Source organism: Nocardia sp. NPDC051756 (genome assembly GCF_040681495.1).
Classification (GTDB): domain Bacteria; phylum Actinomycetota; class Actinomycetes; order Mycobacteriales; family Mycobacteriaceae; genus Nocardia.
Genome location: NZ_JBFAYV010000005.1, coordinates 452,900 through 467,745, shown reverse-complemented (window position 1 = coordinate 467,745; position 14,846 = coordinate 452,900). Strand labels below are relative to the sequence as shown.

Genomic DNA, 14,846 nt, shown 5'->3' with positions numbered 1-14,846 from the left:
GCCCTCCGGTTTCGATCAGGCTTTCCCGCCGGTCAACGCCTGGAAGCTGCGGTTCCACGCCCATTCGACCGGCCCGCGCTCGAAGCGCCGCAGCCAGAAGTGCGCTCCGGTCACGATGATCAGCGACACCAGCAGGTAGATGCCCACGGTGAACGGCACCCGCGCATCGGGGGAGACGCGAGCCGCGAGCCCGAAACCCCAGCCGTAGCACAGGATCGACGCCACGAAGTTCTGCAAGATGTAGCAGCTCAGCGCGGTGCGCCCGACCTCGGTCATGCGCCGGCCGAGGAAACCGACCTCGGCTCGCCGCAGGTAGAAGTGCGCGACCAGGGCCAGAATGCCCAGCGCGACAACGGGTGCGGTGCCGTAGCGGGTGAAAATGAAGTAGTCGCCGTTGCCTGCGATGCCGGCGATCAGGTCGATCGGCGCGGCGACGCCGAACCCGGCGATCATCAGCCACTTGCGCATCGGCGCGCCCTCCGGCCGGAACACCCCGGCCCGGAACAGTCGCGCGCCGAGCAGGAACAACGCCACCGACATGGCGAACACGAACACCGTCTCCCCACGGAACTCGCCCGCGTTGTGCAGCCGGAACACCACGAGATCCCAGAACGACCCGTCCGCATAAGGATTCGGGTCCAGCGGTGTGCGGGGCGCCGGATCTTCGCGCGGTGCGAACGCCATGGCCAACCCGATCGCGGTGAGCATCGCGACATGGATGCCGGCCGACACGATCAGCCAACGTCGTTGCGCGCGTTCGCTTGTCGCGAGCACGAAGGCGACCAGCAACCCGGTCACCGCGTACCCCATCAGCACGTCGAACTCCGCGACGAAGACGAAGTTCAGTAGCCCGTCCAACAGCAACAGCCCGGCCCGGATCGGATACTTGCCCGGCCAGCGCCGCCCGCCCCGCTGCGCCGAGCCCTGCTGGATGGCCAGCCCGATGCCGAACATGATGGTCAGCAGCCCGAGGAACTTGCCCTGCGCCAGTTGCTGCAACACCCGCTCGGCCCACAGCCAGCCGGTCGCTGGGTCCTTCAACTCGTCGATATAGCCGACCAGCCCCTCGCGGTTGGTCATGATCCAGATGTTGGTGCCGAGGGTGCCGAGGATCGCGATTCCGCGCAGCACGTCCAGCGCGACCAGTCGCGAGTGCCCGGCCTCGGCGGGGGCGTCCGGCGCACGGTGTCGCGCTGCGGTGCCGACCTGCGGATCGGCGAGAGATTCGGTCATACCAAGACTGTCCCGCCGACCGGCGCTCGCGCGGGTCCTCCGGAAGTACTACCCGCGGTATGAGATTGGGCTCCACCAGTGCCTACGCCGCCGACACCCGGCCCGGCGCGGGCAGCCCACGGACTTCGCCCGGCGATGCCCGTTAGGCTCGACCCATGCAGCGCATCATCGGAATCGAGGTCGAGTACGGCATTTCGACCCCAACCGAGCCGTCGGCCAACCCGATCCTCACCTCCACGCAGGCCGTGCTCGCCTACGCCGCCGCCGAGGGTGTGCCGCGGGCGAAACGCACCCGCTGGGACTACGAGGTGGAGTCGCCGCTGCGCGACGCGCGCGGCTTCGACCTGAGCCGGATGAACGGGCCCGCGCCGGTGATCGACGCCGACGAGGTCGGCGCGGCGAACATGATCCTCACCAACGGCGCCCGGCTCTACGTCGACCACGCCCACCCCGAATATTCCGCGCCGGAGGTGACCGATCCACTGGACGCGGTCATCTGGGACAAAGCGGGCGAGCGCGTGATGGAGGCCGCCGCGCGGCACGCGTCCAGCGTGCCCGGCGCCCCGCGCTTGCAGCTCTACAAGAACAACGTCGACGGCAAGGGCGCCTCCTACGGCACCCACGAGAACTACCTGATGAGCCGCGACACCCCGTTCAACCAGATCATTCTCGGCCTCACCCCGTTCTTCGTCTCGCGCCAGGTGATCACCGGTTCCGGCCGGGTCGGCATCGGCCAGTCCGGCGATCACGCCGGCTTCCAGTTGTCCCAGCGCGCCGACTACATCGAGGTCGAGGTCGGCCTGGAGACCACGCTCAAGCGCGGCATCATCAACACCCGCGACGAGCCACACGCCGACGCGGACAAGTACCGCAGGCTGCACGTCATCATCGGCGACGCCAACCTGGCCGAGATGTCCACCTACCTCAAGGTCGGCACCACCGCGCTGGTGCTCGACCTGATCGAGGCCGGCGAGGACCTGTCCGAATTCCAGCTGGCCCGCCCGGTCACCGCGGTGCACACGATCAGCCACGACCCGACGCTGCGCGCCACCGTCGCGCTCACCGACGGCCGCGAGCTGACCGGCCTTGCGCTGCAGCGGATGTACCTGGACCGGGTGATCAAGTTCGTCGATCGCACCGGCAACGACGACAAGCGCGTACAGGACATCATCGAGAACTGGGCCATGGTGCTCGACCTGCTCGAGCGCGACCCGATGGAGTGCGCGAGCCTGCTCGACTGGCCGGCCAAGCTGCGCCTGCTCGAGGGCATGCGCCAGCGCGAGGGCCTCGGCTGGGCCGCGCCGAAGCTGCACCTGATGGACCTGCAGTACTCCGACGTGCGCCTGGACAAGGGCCTGTACAACCGCCTGGTGGCCCGTGGGTCGATGAAACGGCTCGTCACCGAGCAGCAGGTGCTGGACGCGATGACCAACCCGCCCACCGACACTCGGGCCTACTTCCGCGGCGAATGCCTGCGCCGCTTCGGCGCCGACATCGCCGCGGCGAGCTGGGATTCGGTGATCTTCGACCTGGGCGGCGATTCGCTGGTCCGCATCCCCACCCTGGAACCGCGCCGCGGGACAAAGGCGCACGTAGGCAAGCTGCTGGACGGCGTGACCTCGGCCGCTGATCTTGTGGAACAGCTCACAGCCTGATCACAAGAGGGCTACCGACTCGGCCTGCATCGGCACGGAATACGACACTGCGTCGGTCGGGCTGGGTAGTGTTGAAGAACGAGCACGGACATTGCTCATGACCGGGGCCGTGCTCAGAATTGAGCTCCGGTCATGATGAGGACAGAGGAGGTCGGCTGCCATGGCACAAGAGCAGACCAAGCGCGCCGGGGGCGGCGACGAGGATGATGGTCCGGAGGGTGCGGACGCCGCCGGTCAGGAGCGCCGCGAAAAGCTGGCGGAGGACACCGACGACCTGCTCGACGAGATCGATGATGTGCTCGAGGAGAACGCCGAAGACTTCGTCCGTGCGTACGTTCAGAAAGGCGGCCAGTGACAGTAGGTGACCCCTCGCGTCTCCACCTGGGGTACGCCCTCTCGTCCTTCTCCGAATACCTTCGCATGCACGCTCCGGAAATGTTGCCCGGCAACAAGTTCGGACCGATCGATGGCGCGGCACTGAGCGCCACCAGTGCGAAGGACATCGCGCCGCATGGCACCACCATCGTCGCGATCAGCTACCGCGGTGGCGTGCTCATCGCCGGTGACCGGCGGGCCACCCAGGGAAACCTGTTGGCCAGCAGGGACATCGAGAAGGTCTACATCACCGACAGCTACTCCGCGGCCGGCATCGCCGGCACCGCGGGCATGGCCGTCGAGATGGTGCGGATCTTCGCGGTGGAGCTGGAGCACTACGAGAAGCTCGAGGGCGTATCCCTGACCTTCGACGGCAAGTCCAACAAGCTGTCGAAGATGGTGCGCGAGAACTTGCCCGCCGCCCTGCAGGGGCTGGCGGTGGTTCCGATGTTGGTCGGTTACGACGTGAATGCCACCGATCCGGACAAGGTCGGTCGCATCGTGTCCTACGACGTGGTGGGTGGACGCAGCGAGGAGCGGTTCGGTTACGCCGCGGTGGGATCGGGTTCGGTCTTCGCCAAGGGGTCGCTGAAGAAGCTGTACGCCAAGGGAATTGATCAGGAGCGCGCGCTGCGCATCGCCGTGGAGGCGCTGTTCGACGCGGCCGACGACGACACCGCGACGGGTGGTCCCGATCTGATGCGCGGGATCTATCCGACGGCGATCGTGATCGACGAGGAAGGTGCGGTCGAGGTGACCGAGGACCGCCTCGAGGTGATCGCGCGCGGCATCGTCGCCGATCGTGAGGCCGCTGAAGAGGGGAGTGCCCGCGCATGACACTGCCTTATTACGCGTCCGCCGAGCAGATCATGCGGGACAAGACCGAGCTCGCGCGCAAGGGCATCGGTCGGGGTCGCAGCGTCGTGGTCCTGGTGTACGACAAGGGTGTGCTGTTCGTCGCGGAGAACCCGTCCGCGACGCTGCACAAGGTGAGTGAGCTCTACGACCGGGTCGGTTTCGCCGCGGTCGGCAAGTACAACGAGTTCGAGAATCTGCGCCGCAGCGGAATCCTGCAGGCCGACATTCGCGGTTACCAGTACGACCGCCGCGACGTGACCGGCCGCGCACTGGCCAACGCCTACGCCCAGGTGCTCGGCTCGATCTTCACCGATCAGCTCAAGCCCTACGAGGTGGAGATCTGTGTGGCGGAGGTGGGTTATCCGGAGCAGCAGCCGACCTCGGTGCTGTACCGGATCACCTTCGACGGGTCGATCGTGGACGAACGCGAATACGTGGTGATGGGCGGCACGACCGAGCCGATCCTGACCGCGTTGAAGGCGTCCTACAAGCCCGGTCTGGACCTGGCCGGCGCGATCAAGGTCGCGGTCGGGGCGCTGCAGGCGGGCGTGCCCGAGGGCGCGGAGAAGGAAAAGCGGGTGCTCGACGTGAACTCGCTCGAGGTCGCGGCGCTGGAGCAGGCGCGGCCGCGGCGGGCGTTCCGCCGGGTCACCAACTCCGCGCTGGAGCAGTTGCTGAGTCCGGCCAAGAAGGCCACCAAGGCCAAGGCTGCCGAACCGGCGGCGGAGGAGACTCCCGAGGCGGAGTAACCACCGAGCAGAATTCAGGGCCCGTGCACGGGTGCGCCGCACCAGTGCACGGGCCCGAACTGTGTCCGCCGCAGGGCCGGATCGAGGGTGATAAGTCCCACTCGCGCCGGTGAGCCGAGCCGAATCGTTGTGAAGACGTATGCGTTCGTGTTGTCCGCAGCCCCACGCGACCGCATGACATGGCTGTAATGTCGATAGTGTGCAGCGACGAATCATGGGGATCGAGACCGAGTTCGGTGTGACATGCACCTTCCACGGTCACCGTCGGCTGTCCCCCGACGAGGTAGCCCGGTACCTTTTCCGCCGGGTGGTGTCCTGGGGCCGCAGCTCGAACGTGTTCCTCCGCAACGGTGCTCGGCTCTATCTCGATGTCGGGTCCCACCCGGAGTACGCGACCGCCGAGTGCGACAGCCTGCACCAACTGGTGACCCACGACCGAGCGGGCGAGCGGGTCCTCGAAGAGTTGCTGATCGACGCCGAGCAGCGGCTCGCCGAAGAAGGCATCGGCGGCGATATCTACCTGTTCAAGAACAACACCGACTCCGCGGGCAACTCCTACGGCTGCCACGAGAACTTCCTCGTGGTGCGCGCAGGCGAGTTCTCCCGGATCTCCGATGTGCTGTTGCCGTTCCTGGTCACCCGCCAGCTGATCTGCGGCGCGGGCAAGATCCTGCAGACGCCGAAGGCGGCCACGTTCTGCCTGTCGCAGCGTGCCGAGCACATCTGGGAGGGTGTCTCGTCCGCGACCACGCGCTCGCGGCCGATCATCAACACCCGCGACGAGCCGCACGCGGACGCGGAGAAGTACCGCCGCCTGCACGTGATCGTCGGCGACTCGAACATGGCCGAGCCGACCACCATGCTCAAGGTCGGCACCGCGGCGCTGGTGCTGGAGATGATCGAGGCGGGCGTCTCGTTCCGGGACTTCGCCCTGGACAACCCGATTCGCGCCATTCGCGAGGTAAGTCACGATCTGACCGGTCGCCGCCCGGTGCGGTTGGCCGGCGGTCGGCAGGCCAGTGCCCTGGACATCCAGCGCGAGTACTACGCCCGCGCGGTCGAGCACCTGCGCAACCGCGATCGCGATCCGCAGATCGACCAGGTCGTCGATCTGTGGGGCCGCACCCTGGACGCCGTCGAGGCGCAGGACTTCGCCAAGGTCGACACCGAGATCGACTGGGTGATCAAGCGCAAGCTGTTCCAGCGCTACCAGGATCGCTACAGCATGGAGCTGTCCGACCCGAAGATCGCCCAGCTCGACCTCGCCTACCACGACATCAAGCGTGGCCGCGGCGTCTTCGATCTGCTCCAGCGCAAGGGCCTGGCCAAGCGCATCACCGAGGACGAGGCCGTCGACGCCGCCGTCGACACCCCGCCCCAGACCACCAGGGCCAAACTCCGCGGCGACTTCATCACCGCCGCCCAGGAGGCAGGCCGCGACTTCACCGTCGACTGGGTCCACCTCAAGCTCAACGACCAGGCCCAGCGCACGGTCCTGTGCAAGGACCCGTTCCGCTCGGTGGACGAACGCGTAGACCGCTTGATCGCGTCCATGTAAAGCACGACTCCGACGCTGATCGCATCATAGAGTTTAGCTATGGTGACCATCGAGATCGAGGACGTGCCGGACGACGACGTAGAAGTGCTGCGTCGGTGCGCTGTCGCCGCGGGCAGGTCGCTGGATGCGTACCTGCGACAGCACATGATCGAGTTCGCAAGGCGGCCTACCAAGGGATGACGGCTTGGTGAGTGCCCAGAGGGTCCTGCGCGTTCGGCGACGTCCTGGCGGATCACTGCGCGGGTCGGCTCAGCATGGATGTCGGCGGCCGCGATCTTGCCTACCGCGGGGCTATGGCGGATGCGGAGCATTTGAACGAGCTGGTCTAGGTCGAGTTTAGGGGCCGGGACTCGTAATGTGACGGGTCCGGGGCCGATTTCTACGGGTCTTTGATGACCGGGGACGCGGTGCTGGTGCTGGCGAATGGGATGGTGCTGGGGCGCGCCGAAGTTGTTGCCGCGCTCCAGGATTCACCGCCGTGGCGGACCTACGAGATTCTCGAACCGCGGGTGGTCGACGCCGATGTGGACATCAAGATTCTCGTCTACACCGGCGTCGGCTACGGCGATGCGGGGGCGCCGGCGTTCCGCGGCATCATGTCGAGCGTCTATCTGCGCGCGGGCGGCGAGTGGAAGCTCGTGCTCTTCGAGCAGACGCCGATCCCGGATTAGCTTCCCGCCGCAGCCGCACACCTTTTGACAAATGCGCGCGTGTCAGTGCGGCGAGTCGGTGTGCGGGAAGTCAGATGGTGTGCGGCTGCCGTCGACAGGGCCTTAACCCTCGGCGAGGTAGCGCTCTACGGTTTCGACCTTCGAGGTCATGCCGTTGGTGACGCCGGGGCGGATGTCGGCTTTGAGGACCAGGCTGCAACGGGGGGCGGCGGCGAGGACGGCGTCGGTGGCCTGTTTGACGACGGCCATCACCTCGTCCCATTCGCCCTCGATGGTAGTGAACATGGCATCGGTGTGGTTGGGCAGGCCGCTGGCGCGCACGACGCGGACGGCCTCGGCGACGGCGCGGCCGACGTCGACGCCGGTGCCGAGTGGGGTCACGGAGAAGGCGATGATCATGAGATCAATACTGCCCGCCCGGAGCTGTGGTTATGGCGTACGACAGCACATGTGATCGAGTGAATCGCGCGCCGACGCGCACGCGCGGAGCCGGGCCGATTACCCTCTATCGGGTGGCGATATCCAAGGTCGAGCGGCTGATGAATCTGGTCATCGCGCTGCTGTCGACCCGGCAGTTCCTGACCGCGGAGCGGATCCGGGACAGCGTCGCGGGATACGAGGATTCGGCCAGCGACGAGGCGTTCAGCCGAATGTTCGAACGAGACAAGAACGAGCTGCGTGACCTGGGCATACCCCTGGAGATCGGGCCGGTCGGCCGGTACACGTCGGTGGAGGGTTACCGGATCAACCGGGACGCCTACGAGCTGCCCGAGATCGACCTGAGCGACGAGGAAGCCGCCGCGGTCGCGGTCGCCGTGCAGATGTGGGAATCGCCGGAACTCGCCGCCGCCGCGGACGGCGCCTTGCTCAAACTGCGTGCCGCCGGGATTCATGTGGAGACCGATGCCGCCGTCGCCTCGGTGCCCGCGGTTCCGGCGCGGACCCGCGGCTCGGAACCGGTGCTCGGCAAGCTGCTCGCCGCGATCGACGCCGGCCAGGCCGTGCGATTCGAGCATCGCGGCGCGATCAACGCCCCGTATCTGATGCGCGATGTCGAGCCGTGGGGCGTGGTCACCCGGCACGGCCGCTGGTACCTGGTCGGACACGACCGCGCCCGCGACGCGGTGCGCAGCTTCCGCCTGTCCCGGATCGGCGACGACGTGACCGCCTACGGCCCGGAGAACGCGGTCAGCAAACCGGACGGTATCGACCTGCGCAAGATCGTCGACCAGGTCACCAGCTCGGCTCCGGTCAGCGGCACCGCCACGGTCTGGGTGGCCGACGGCCGCGGCCGCGAACTGCGCCGCATCGGCCAGGTCACCGGCGAACGCACGATCGGCGGCCGGGTCGGCGCGGTGGTCGAACTGCCGGTGCGCTCGCGCGACTGGATCGCCCGCCTGATCACCGGCCTCGGCCCGGACGCCGTCGTGCTCGCCCCGGAAGAGCTGCGCACCGATGTCGTCGCCCGGCTCCGCTCGGTCTTCGATCGCACGGAGGTCACTGCGTGAACTCCCGGCTCTCCGTTCGACTTTCGCGCCTGCTGAACATGATCCCGTACTTCATCGCGCACCCGGGCATCAGCGCCGCCGAGGCCGCCGCCGATCTCGGCGTGACCAGCAAGCAGCTGATGAGCGATCTCAATCAGCTGTGGATGTGCGGCCTGCCCGGCTACGGCCCCGGCGACCTGATCGACCTGTCGTTCTCCGAGGAGAGCATCGAGGTCACCTTCTCCGCGGGCATCGACCGTCCGCTGCGCCTGACCTCCACCGAGGCGACCGCGCTGCTGGTGGCGTTGCGCTCGATCGTGGACATGCCGGGCATGGTCGACCCGACCGCCGCGCACGCCGCCATCGCGAAGATCGAATCGGCCATCGTCGGCGGTTCCGCCGCCGAACCCGACCACAGCCGCGTCCCGCCGCCCGAGGCCCCGGCCGTCGCCACCGTGCGTTCGGCGCTGGCCAGGCAGCGCGCGTTGCGCCTGGTCTACTACTCGGCCAGCCGCGACGTCGTCACCGAACGCGTGGTCGATCCGATCCGAATCGTGTTGGTGGACAACATGAGTTACCTGCAAGCCTGGTGCAGGCAGGCCGAGGGCGTGCGCCTGTTCCGGTTCGACCGGATCGAGGCGGCCACCGAACTCGACGAGCCGGCCCGGCCGCCGAGCCACGCCACCGAGGAGTCCGCCGCGCTCGACCTGTTCCAGGACGATCCCGCGGTTCCCTTGGCGCGCTTGCGCATTCACGGCGACTACGCCTGGGTGCTCGATCAGTACCCGATGCACCGGGTCGCGGTGAACGCCGACGGCAGCCTGGAGGCGACCATGCGGTTCGCCACCCTGGACTGGATGGCGCGGCTGCTGCTCGGTTTCGGCGCCGGCGTCACCGTGCTCGGCCCGGCGGAACTGGTGGCCGCCGTGCGCGAACGCTCCAACGCCGCACTGGCCGCATACGCCGCGGCCGGATTCGAGGAGGCCGGGTGAGCAGTCGGGTGATGGTGGTCGGCGCGGGCAGCATCGGCCTGTTCGTCGGCGGCAAGCTGGCCGTGGCGGGCGCCGACGTGACCTTCGTCGGCCGGCCGCGGATGCTCGACGAGATCTCCGCCTCCGGCCTGCGGCTGACCGACCTCGACGGCGGCGACGACTCGCTGCCCGTCGGCCGCTTCCACACCGCCACCGAACCGGACGACGTGGGTTCGGCGGATCTGGTCCTGGTCGCGGTGAAATCGGCGGCGACCGCCGACGCGGTGCGCGAGCTCACCGGCAAGATCCGGCCGGGCACGGTCGTGCTGAGCTTGCAGAACGGCATCGGCAACGACACCGTCGTCCGGGAGATCCTGCCCAACTGCGTGGTGCTGGCCGGCATGGTCATGTTCAACGTGGTGCACCACCCGGGCGGCCGATTCCACCGCGGCACCCAGGGCGTGCTCGCCGTGCAGGACGATCCGGGGCTGCGCCCGTTCGCCGGCGTCTTCGAGCAGGCCGGCCTGGCGTTGCGTCGCTACCCTGACCTGCGGCCCGTGCAGTGGGCCAAGCTGTTGCTGAACCTGAACAACCCGATCAACGCGTTGTCCGGGCGGCCGCTGCGCGAGGAACTCGCCGACCGCAACTATCGCCGCTGCCTGGCGCTGGCCCAGCGGGAGGCGCTCGCGGTGATGAACAAAGCGCGAATTACCCCCGCCCGCCTGACCCCGCTGCCGCCCGCCGCGATGGCCAGGCTGCTGACCGTCCCGGACGGCGTTTTCCGGCGTGTCTTCGGTCGGGTGCTGGCCGTCGACCCGATGGCCCGCTCGTCCATGGCCGATGATCTCGAACTCGGCCGCAAAACCGAAATCTCTTGGCTCTGTGGGGAAATCATCGGTCTGGGGACGATGGTCGGGTTGCCCACACCGGTGAATCAGCGGCTGATCGAACTGATCGTCGCTGCCGAGCAGGGCGACCGCCGGACCTGGACCGGAGCCGAACTGTACGAACAACTGCGGGCCGCGCACGCGAGCGTCCGTTGAGAGAGTGGTCACCACTCGGCTGAACGCCGGGCCGACCCGGGCCGGACGGTGCGTTCGCGCACGTCACCCTCCGGTAGCATCAGAACCATCACCAGTCTTGGGAGGTAATAATCATGGGCAGTCTGAGCATCTGGCACTGGCTGATCATTGCGGTCGTTTTCGTGATGTTCTTCGGTGCCAAGCGGATGCCCGACGCGGCCCGCAGCCTGGGTCGGTCGCTGCGCATCTTCAAGAGCGAAGTCAGTCAGATGCAGAATGAGGGCAAGGAGTCCGACCATGCGTCGGCCGCTCCGGTACCGCAGCCCGCGCAGCAGCTGCCTGCCGCGCAGCCGGTGACCCCGTCGGTCACCCAGCAGCCCCAGCCGCAGGCCGAGCCGAAGACGCTCTGAGCGCGATGCTCGTCCCGGGGTGAGTAGCTACTCACTCCGGTAATTGTGCGGTCGCCTCGGTGTCCGCCAGCGCGTTCAGTTGCCGAGCTTCCGACCCAGGGGCAATCACCAGCCATGCGAATCCCGTTCGATCCCCGGCAGAGCAAGCGCCGGACCAACCCCGACGGCACCATGTCGTTGGTCGAGCATCTCCAGGAACTGCGCTACCGGTTGCTGGTCTCGATCGCGGCGGTCATCGCCACCACCGTGCTGGGGTTCATCTGGTACGAGTACGGGTTCCTCGGCATCGAGAGCCTCGGCGACATCCTGCGCGGCCCCTACTGCTCGCTGCCGGACTCTGCGCGCGCCGCGATCAGCCCGGACGGGTCCTGCAAGCTGCTGGCCACCGCGCCGTTCGAGCAGTTCACCCTGCGATTGAAGGTCGGCATGACCGCGGGCATCGTGCTCGCCGCGCCGATCTGGCTCTACCAGCTGTGGGCGTTCATCACCCCCGGCCTGTACGCGAAAGAGCGCAAGTACGCGGTGGGTTTCGTGTCGACCGGCACCGTGTTGTTCGCGACCGGCGCCGCGTTGGCGTACATCGTTGTCGCGCATGCCTTGAGCTTCCTGCTCTCGATCGGCAACAACGTCCAGATCACCGCACTCAGCGGTTCACAGTATTTCAGCTTCATCATCCAGCTGCTGGTCATCTTCGGCGTCAGCTTCGAAACCCCGTTGCTGATCATCGGATTGAACCTCATCGGGGTGCTCACCTACGCGCGGCTCAAGGCATGGCGGCGCGGAATCACCTTCGGCCTGTTCGTCTTCGCGGCCATCGTCACCCCGCAGGACCCGTTCTCCATGCTGGCGCTGGCGCTCGCGCTGACCGTGCTGTTCGAGGTCGCGATCCAGTTCTCCCGGATCAACGACATCCGCCGGGCGCGTAAGGAAGCCGAAAACCTGGCCGCCCTGTCCGACGAAGAGGCGTCCTCACTGACCGGGCCCGACCCGATCGACCCCGCCGACTCGCTGGTGACACCCCCGGATAAAACCGGGCGCTCGATGTCGGACTACTCCGATACCCTCTGACGGTGACACATCACCGGTCGCATACGGGCGAGCTTGCGAAGTTTTCCACCGAGCTGAAGTTCAGCCTGGATCCCTTCCAGCGCACCGCCTGTACGGCACTCGAAGACGGACACAGCGTCCTGGTATGCGCGCCGACCGGAGCCGGTAAAACCGTCGTCGGCGAGTTCGCCGTGCACCTGGCGCTGGCCGCGGGCGGAAAATGCTTCTACACCACGCCGATCAAGGCGCTGTCGAACCAGAAGTTCGCCGACCTGACCGAGCGCTACGGGCGCGACAGCGTCGGCCTGCTCACCGGCGACCAGTCGATCAACCCCGGCGCGCCGGTCGTCGTGATGACCACCGAGGTGCTGCGCAACATGCTGTACGCGTCCTCGGACGCGTTGCGCGGGCTGTCGTTCGTGGTGATGGACGAGGTGCACTACCTCGCCGACCGGTTCCGCGGCGCGGTGTGGGAGGAAGTCATCCTGCACCTGCCGCCGGACGTGAAGCTGGTCAGCCTGTCGGCGACGGTCAGCAACGCCGAGGAATTCGGTGCCTGGATGGAAACCGTGCGCGGCGACACCGCCGTGGTGGTGGACGAGACCCGGCCGGTGCCGCTGTGGCAGCACGTGATGGTCGGGCGGCGGATGTTCGACCTGTTCGACTCCGATTCCACCGACCAGAAGGTGCTGGTCGACGAGGATCTGGTGCGGTTCATCCGGCAGCGGGAAGCGGCCGACCGGGCGAACAGCTGGGATCGGCCGAGGCACGGGCGCGGGGGACCGCGGCGCGACTTCCGGCCGCTGCCCCGACCCGAGGTGCTGGCCAAGCTGGACGACGAGGGCCTGCTGCCCGCGATCACGTTCATCTTCAGTCGCGCGGGTTGCGATGGCGCGCTGGCCCAGTGCCTGCGCGCGCGGCTGGATCTGAGCCGGCCGGAGGACCGCGAAGAGGTCGACGCGATCATCGAGAAGCACACCGGTGACCTGCCGAAGGCGGATCTGGAGGTGCTCGGCTTCTGGGAGTGGCGCGAGGCGGTGCATCGGGGACTGGCCGCGCACCACGCGGGGATGCTGCCCGCGTTCCGGCACACCGTCGAGGAGCTGTTCGTCAAGGGTCTGGTGCGGGCCGTATTCGCTACGGAGACACTGGCTCTCGGCATCAACATGCCCGCGCGGACCGTCGTGCTGGAGCGGTTGGTCAAGTACAACGGCGAGTCGCACGCCGAACTCACCCCGGGTGAATACACGCAGCTGACCGGCCGGGCCGGACGTCGCGGCATCGACGTCGAGGGCCACGCGGTGGTGCTGTGGCAGCCCGAGGTCGACACCAGTGCGGTCGCCGGTCTGGCCTCTACCCGGACCTATCCGCTGCGCAGTTCGTTCAAGCCGGGCTACAACATGTCGATCAACCTGATCGACCGGATGGGCTCGGACGAATCGCGGGCGCTGCTGGAGCGGTCGTTCGCGCAGTTCCAGGCCGATCGCTCGGTGGTCGGGCTGGTGCGCGGCATCGAACGCAACGAGGCCCAGCTGCGCAAGCTGCGCAGCCAGCTCGGCGGCGCCGAAGGTGGCTTCCTGGAATACATTTCGCTGCGCGAGCGGATCAAGCAGCGGGAACGGCAGATCGAACAGCAGGGCCGCTCGGATCGGCGCGGGGTCGCGGTCGCCGCGCTGACCGCGTTGCGCCGCGGCGACGTGGTGGCCATCCCGTCCGGCCGGCGCGCCGGGCTCGCGGTCATCCTGGAACCCGATGCGACGCCGGGTGATCCGCGGCCGCTGGTGCTCACCGAGGACAAGTGGGCCGGCCGGGTTTCGGTGGCGGACTTCCCGGTGCCCGCGGAGACATTGGGGCACATGCGGTTGCCGCGCCGGGTCGATCACCGGACCGCGCAGACCCGTCGCGATCTGGCTTCGGCGTTGCGCAGCACCGGAATTTCCGCGCCCGGCCGCCCGCGCCGCGGCAAGCGGGCTGCCGCCGCCGACGATCGGGAATTGTCGACATTGCGCCGCAGTCTGCGCTCGCATCCGGCGCACACCCGCGCGGATCGGGAGCAGATGTCGCGCATCGGCGAGCGCTACAACCGGCTGGAGCGTGAAACCGAGACCATGCGCCAGAAGGTTGCCGCCACCACGAACTCGTTGGCCCGCACCTTTGATCGGATCGTCGGTCTGCTGGAAGAGCGCGGGTTCGTGCACGAGTCCGAGGTGACCGCCGACGGGCGCAGGCTCGCCCGGATCTACTCCGAGAGCGACCTGCTGGTCGCCGAATGCCTGCGCCAGGGGCTGTGGCGCGGGCTCGGCCCGGCCGAATTGGCCGGTGTCGTCTCGATTCTCGTGTTCGAATCCCGCCAGGACGGTGGCTATCTCGGCGTCTCGGGCCCGACCGAACCGATCCGGCGGGCCATCGGCGAGACCATCCGGGCCTGGACCGAACTGCGGGCCGACGAGTCGCGGCACAAGCTGCCGCCGACCAGGGAACCGGACCTCGGCTTCGTCACCGGCGTGCACAAGTGGGCGCGCGGCGACGGGTTGGCCGAGTCGTTGCTCGCCAGCGGCGACCAGGCCGCGCCGCTGTCCGCGGGCGATTTCGTGCGCTGGTGCAGGCAGGTGATCGATCTGCTCGATCAGATCCACGGCAGTGCTGACGATCCGGAGGTCGCATCGACCGCCGCGAAGGCGGTGCGCGCGATCCGGCGGGGTGTCGTCGCGGTGGACGCCGCGTAGCGGATTCGATTGTGATTTGATTTCTTTCGCGTACCGACCGTGGCAGAGGACTCGAGTTATCCGACCGTTCCCACGCGGGGGGCT

General features: G+C 67.9%; 14 protein-coding genes and 1 pseudogene. 13 read left to right on the top strand and 2 right to left on the bottom strand.

Annotated features, from left to right (window positions below; all coding sequences use genetic code 11):
- Positions 1 to 15 precede the first annotated feature (15 nt).
- Positions 16 to 1,233 carry a DUF418 domain-containing protein gene (locus AB0M22_RS24135; RefSeq protein WP_364730874.1) on the bottom strand — a complete coding sequence of 406 codons (1,218 nt, stop codon included), beginning with the start codon at positions 1,231 to 1,233 and terminating at the stop codon, positions 16 to 18.
- 155 nt (positions 1,234 to 1,388) lie between these two features.
- Here AB0M22_RS24135 and dop point away from each other — a divergent pair, with 155 nt between their 5' ends.
- From dop to AB0M22_RS24100, 7 genes and pseudogenes are all read left to right on the top strand, one after another.
- On the top strand, positions 1,389 to 2,888 hold the full coding sequence (gene dop / locus AB0M22_RS24130; RefSeq protein WP_364730872.1) for a depupylase/deamidase Dop: 1,500 nt from the start codon (positions 1,389 to 1,391) through the stop codon (positions 2,886 to 2,888).
- Positions 2,889 to 3,048: 160 nt separating this feature from the next.
- Positions 3,049 to 3,243 (top strand): ubiquitin-like protein Pup, encoded by a 195-nt coding sequence (locus AB0M22_RS24125; RefSeq protein ID WP_150404595.1) that lies wholly within the window; start codon positions 3,049 to 3,051, stop codon positions 3,241 to 3,243.
- Positions 3,240 to 4,100, top strand: coding sequence for a proteasome subunit beta (gene prcB, locus AB0M22_RS24120; RefSeq protein WP_364730868.1), 861 nt, complete (start codon positions 3,240 to 3,242; stop codon positions 4,098 to 4,100). Before AB0M22_RS24125 ends, prcB begins: the two co-directional genes overlap by 4 nt.
- Complete coding sequence (gene prcA / locus AB0M22_RS24115; protein ID WP_364730866.1) at positions 4,097 to 4,870, top strand: proteasome subunit alpha; 774 nt, start codon at positions 4,097 to 4,099, stop codon at positions 4,868 to 4,870. Before prcB ends, prcA begins: the two co-directional genes overlap by 4 nt.
- Before the next feature lie 199 nt (positions 4,871 to 5,069).
- The gene (gene pafA, locus AB0M22_RS24110; protein WP_186818252.1) at positions 5,070 to 6,428 is read left to right on the top strand and encodes a Pup--protein ligase; all 1,359 of its coding nucleotides are present in this window, start codon (positions 5,070 to 5,072) and stop codon (positions 6,426 to 6,428) included.
- A gap of 39 nt (positions 6,429 to 6,467) precedes the next feature.
- On the top strand, positions 6,468 to 6,608 hold the full coding sequence (locus tag AB0M22_RS24105) for a hypothetical protein (RefSeq protein WP_364730862.1): 141 nt from the start codon (positions 6,468 to 6,470) through the stop codon (positions 6,606 to 6,608).
- Positions 6,609 to 6,811: 203 nt separating this feature from the next.
- A pseudogene (locus tag AB0M22_RS24100) lies at positions 6,812 to 7,099 on the top strand (nuclear transport factor 2 family protein); the annotation flags it as partial.
- 102 nt (positions 7,100 to 7,201) lie between these two features.
- Here AB0M22_RS24100 and AB0M22_RS24095 read toward each other — a convergent pair.
- Entirely contained in the window at positions 7,202 to 7,498 is a 297-nt protein-coding gene (locus AB0M22_RS24095; RefSeq protein WP_364730859.1) for an MTH1187 family thiamine-binding protein, read from the bottom strand.
- A 113-nt stretch (positions 7,499 to 7,611) separates the two neighbouring features.
- Here AB0M22_RS24095 and AB0M22_RS24090 point away from each other — a divergent pair, with 113 nt between their 5' ends.
- The 6 genes from AB0M22_RS24090 (at position 7,612) to AB0M22_RS24065 (ending at position 14,762) form a co-directional block, all read left to right on the top strand.
- Complete coding sequence (locus AB0M22_RS24090) at positions 7,612 to 8,607, top strand: YafY family protein (protein WP_364730856.1); 996 nt, start codon at positions 7,612 to 7,614, stop codon at positions 8,605 to 8,607.
- A complete protein-coding gene (locus AB0M22_RS24085; RefSeq protein WP_364730853.1) occupies positions 8,604 to 9,578 on the top strand; it encodes a YafY family protein in 975 nt (324 codons plus the stop codon). Before AB0M22_RS24090 ends, AB0M22_RS24085 begins: the two co-directional genes overlap by 4 nt.
- The gene (locus tag AB0M22_RS24080; protein WP_364730850.1) at positions 9,575 to 10,600 is read left to right on the top strand and encodes a 2-dehydropantoate 2-reductase; all 1,026 of its coding nucleotides are present in this window, start codon (positions 9,575 to 9,577) and stop codon (positions 10,598 to 10,600) included. Before AB0M22_RS24085 ends, AB0M22_RS24080 begins: the two co-directional genes overlap by 4 nt.
- Before the next feature lie 113 nt (positions 10,601 to 10,713).
- Positions 10,714 to 10,989 (top strand): Sec-independent protein translocase subunit TatA, encoded by a 276-nt coding sequence (tatA, locus tag AB0M22_RS24075; RefSeq protein WP_364730848.1) that lies wholly within the window; start codon positions 10,714 to 10,716, stop codon positions 10,987 to 10,989.
- A 114-nt stretch (positions 10,990 to 11,103) separates the two neighbouring features.
- Positions 11,104 to 12,057, top strand: coding sequence for a twin-arginine translocase subunit TatC (gene tatC / locus AB0M22_RS24070; protein ID WP_364730845.1), 954 nt, complete (start codon positions 11,104 to 11,106; stop codon positions 12,055 to 12,057).
- A 2-nt stretch (positions 12,058 to 12,059) separates the two neighbouring features.
- Entirely contained in the window at positions 12,060 to 14,762 is a 2,703-nt protein-coding gene (locus tag AB0M22_RS24065; RefSeq protein ID WP_364730843.1) for an RNA helicase, read from the top strand.
- Positions 14,763 to 14,846: the final 84 nt, after the last annotated feature.

Excerpts from the sequence above, each read along its gene's own strand:
- tatC (WP_364730845.1), top strand. The coding sequence starts at position 11,104 with ATGCGAATCCCGTTCGATCCCCGGCAGAGCAAGCGCCGGACCAACCCC.
- prcA (WP_364730866.1), top strand. The coding sequence starts at position 4,097 with ATGACACTGCCTTATTACGCGTCCGCCGAGCAGATCATGCGGGACAAG.
- AB0M22_RS24125 (WP_150404595.1), top strand. The coding sequence starts at position 3,049 with ATGGCACAAGAGCAGACCAAGCGCGCCGGGGGCGGCGACGAGGATGAT.
- AB0M22_RS24105 (WP_364730862.1), top strand. The coding sequence starts at position 6,468 with ATGGTGACCATCGAGATCGAGGACGTGCCGGACGACGACGTAGAAGTG.
- AB0M22_RS24095 (WP_364730859.1), bottom strand. The coding sequence starts at position 7,498 with ATGATCATCGCCTTCTCCGTGACCCCACTCGGCACCGGCGTCGACGTC.
- dop (WP_364730872.1), top strand. The coding sequence starts at position 1,389 with ATGCAGCGCATCATCGGAATCGAGGTCGAGTACGGCATTTCGACCCCA.
- tatA (WP_364730848.1), top strand. The coding sequence starts at position 10,714 with ATGGGCAGTCTGAGCATCTGGCACTGGCTGATCATTGCGGTCGTTTTC.
- AB0M22_RS24135 (WP_364730874.1), bottom strand. The coding sequence starts at position 1,233 with ATGACCGAATCTCTCGCCGATCCGCAGGTCGGCACCGCAGCGCGACAC.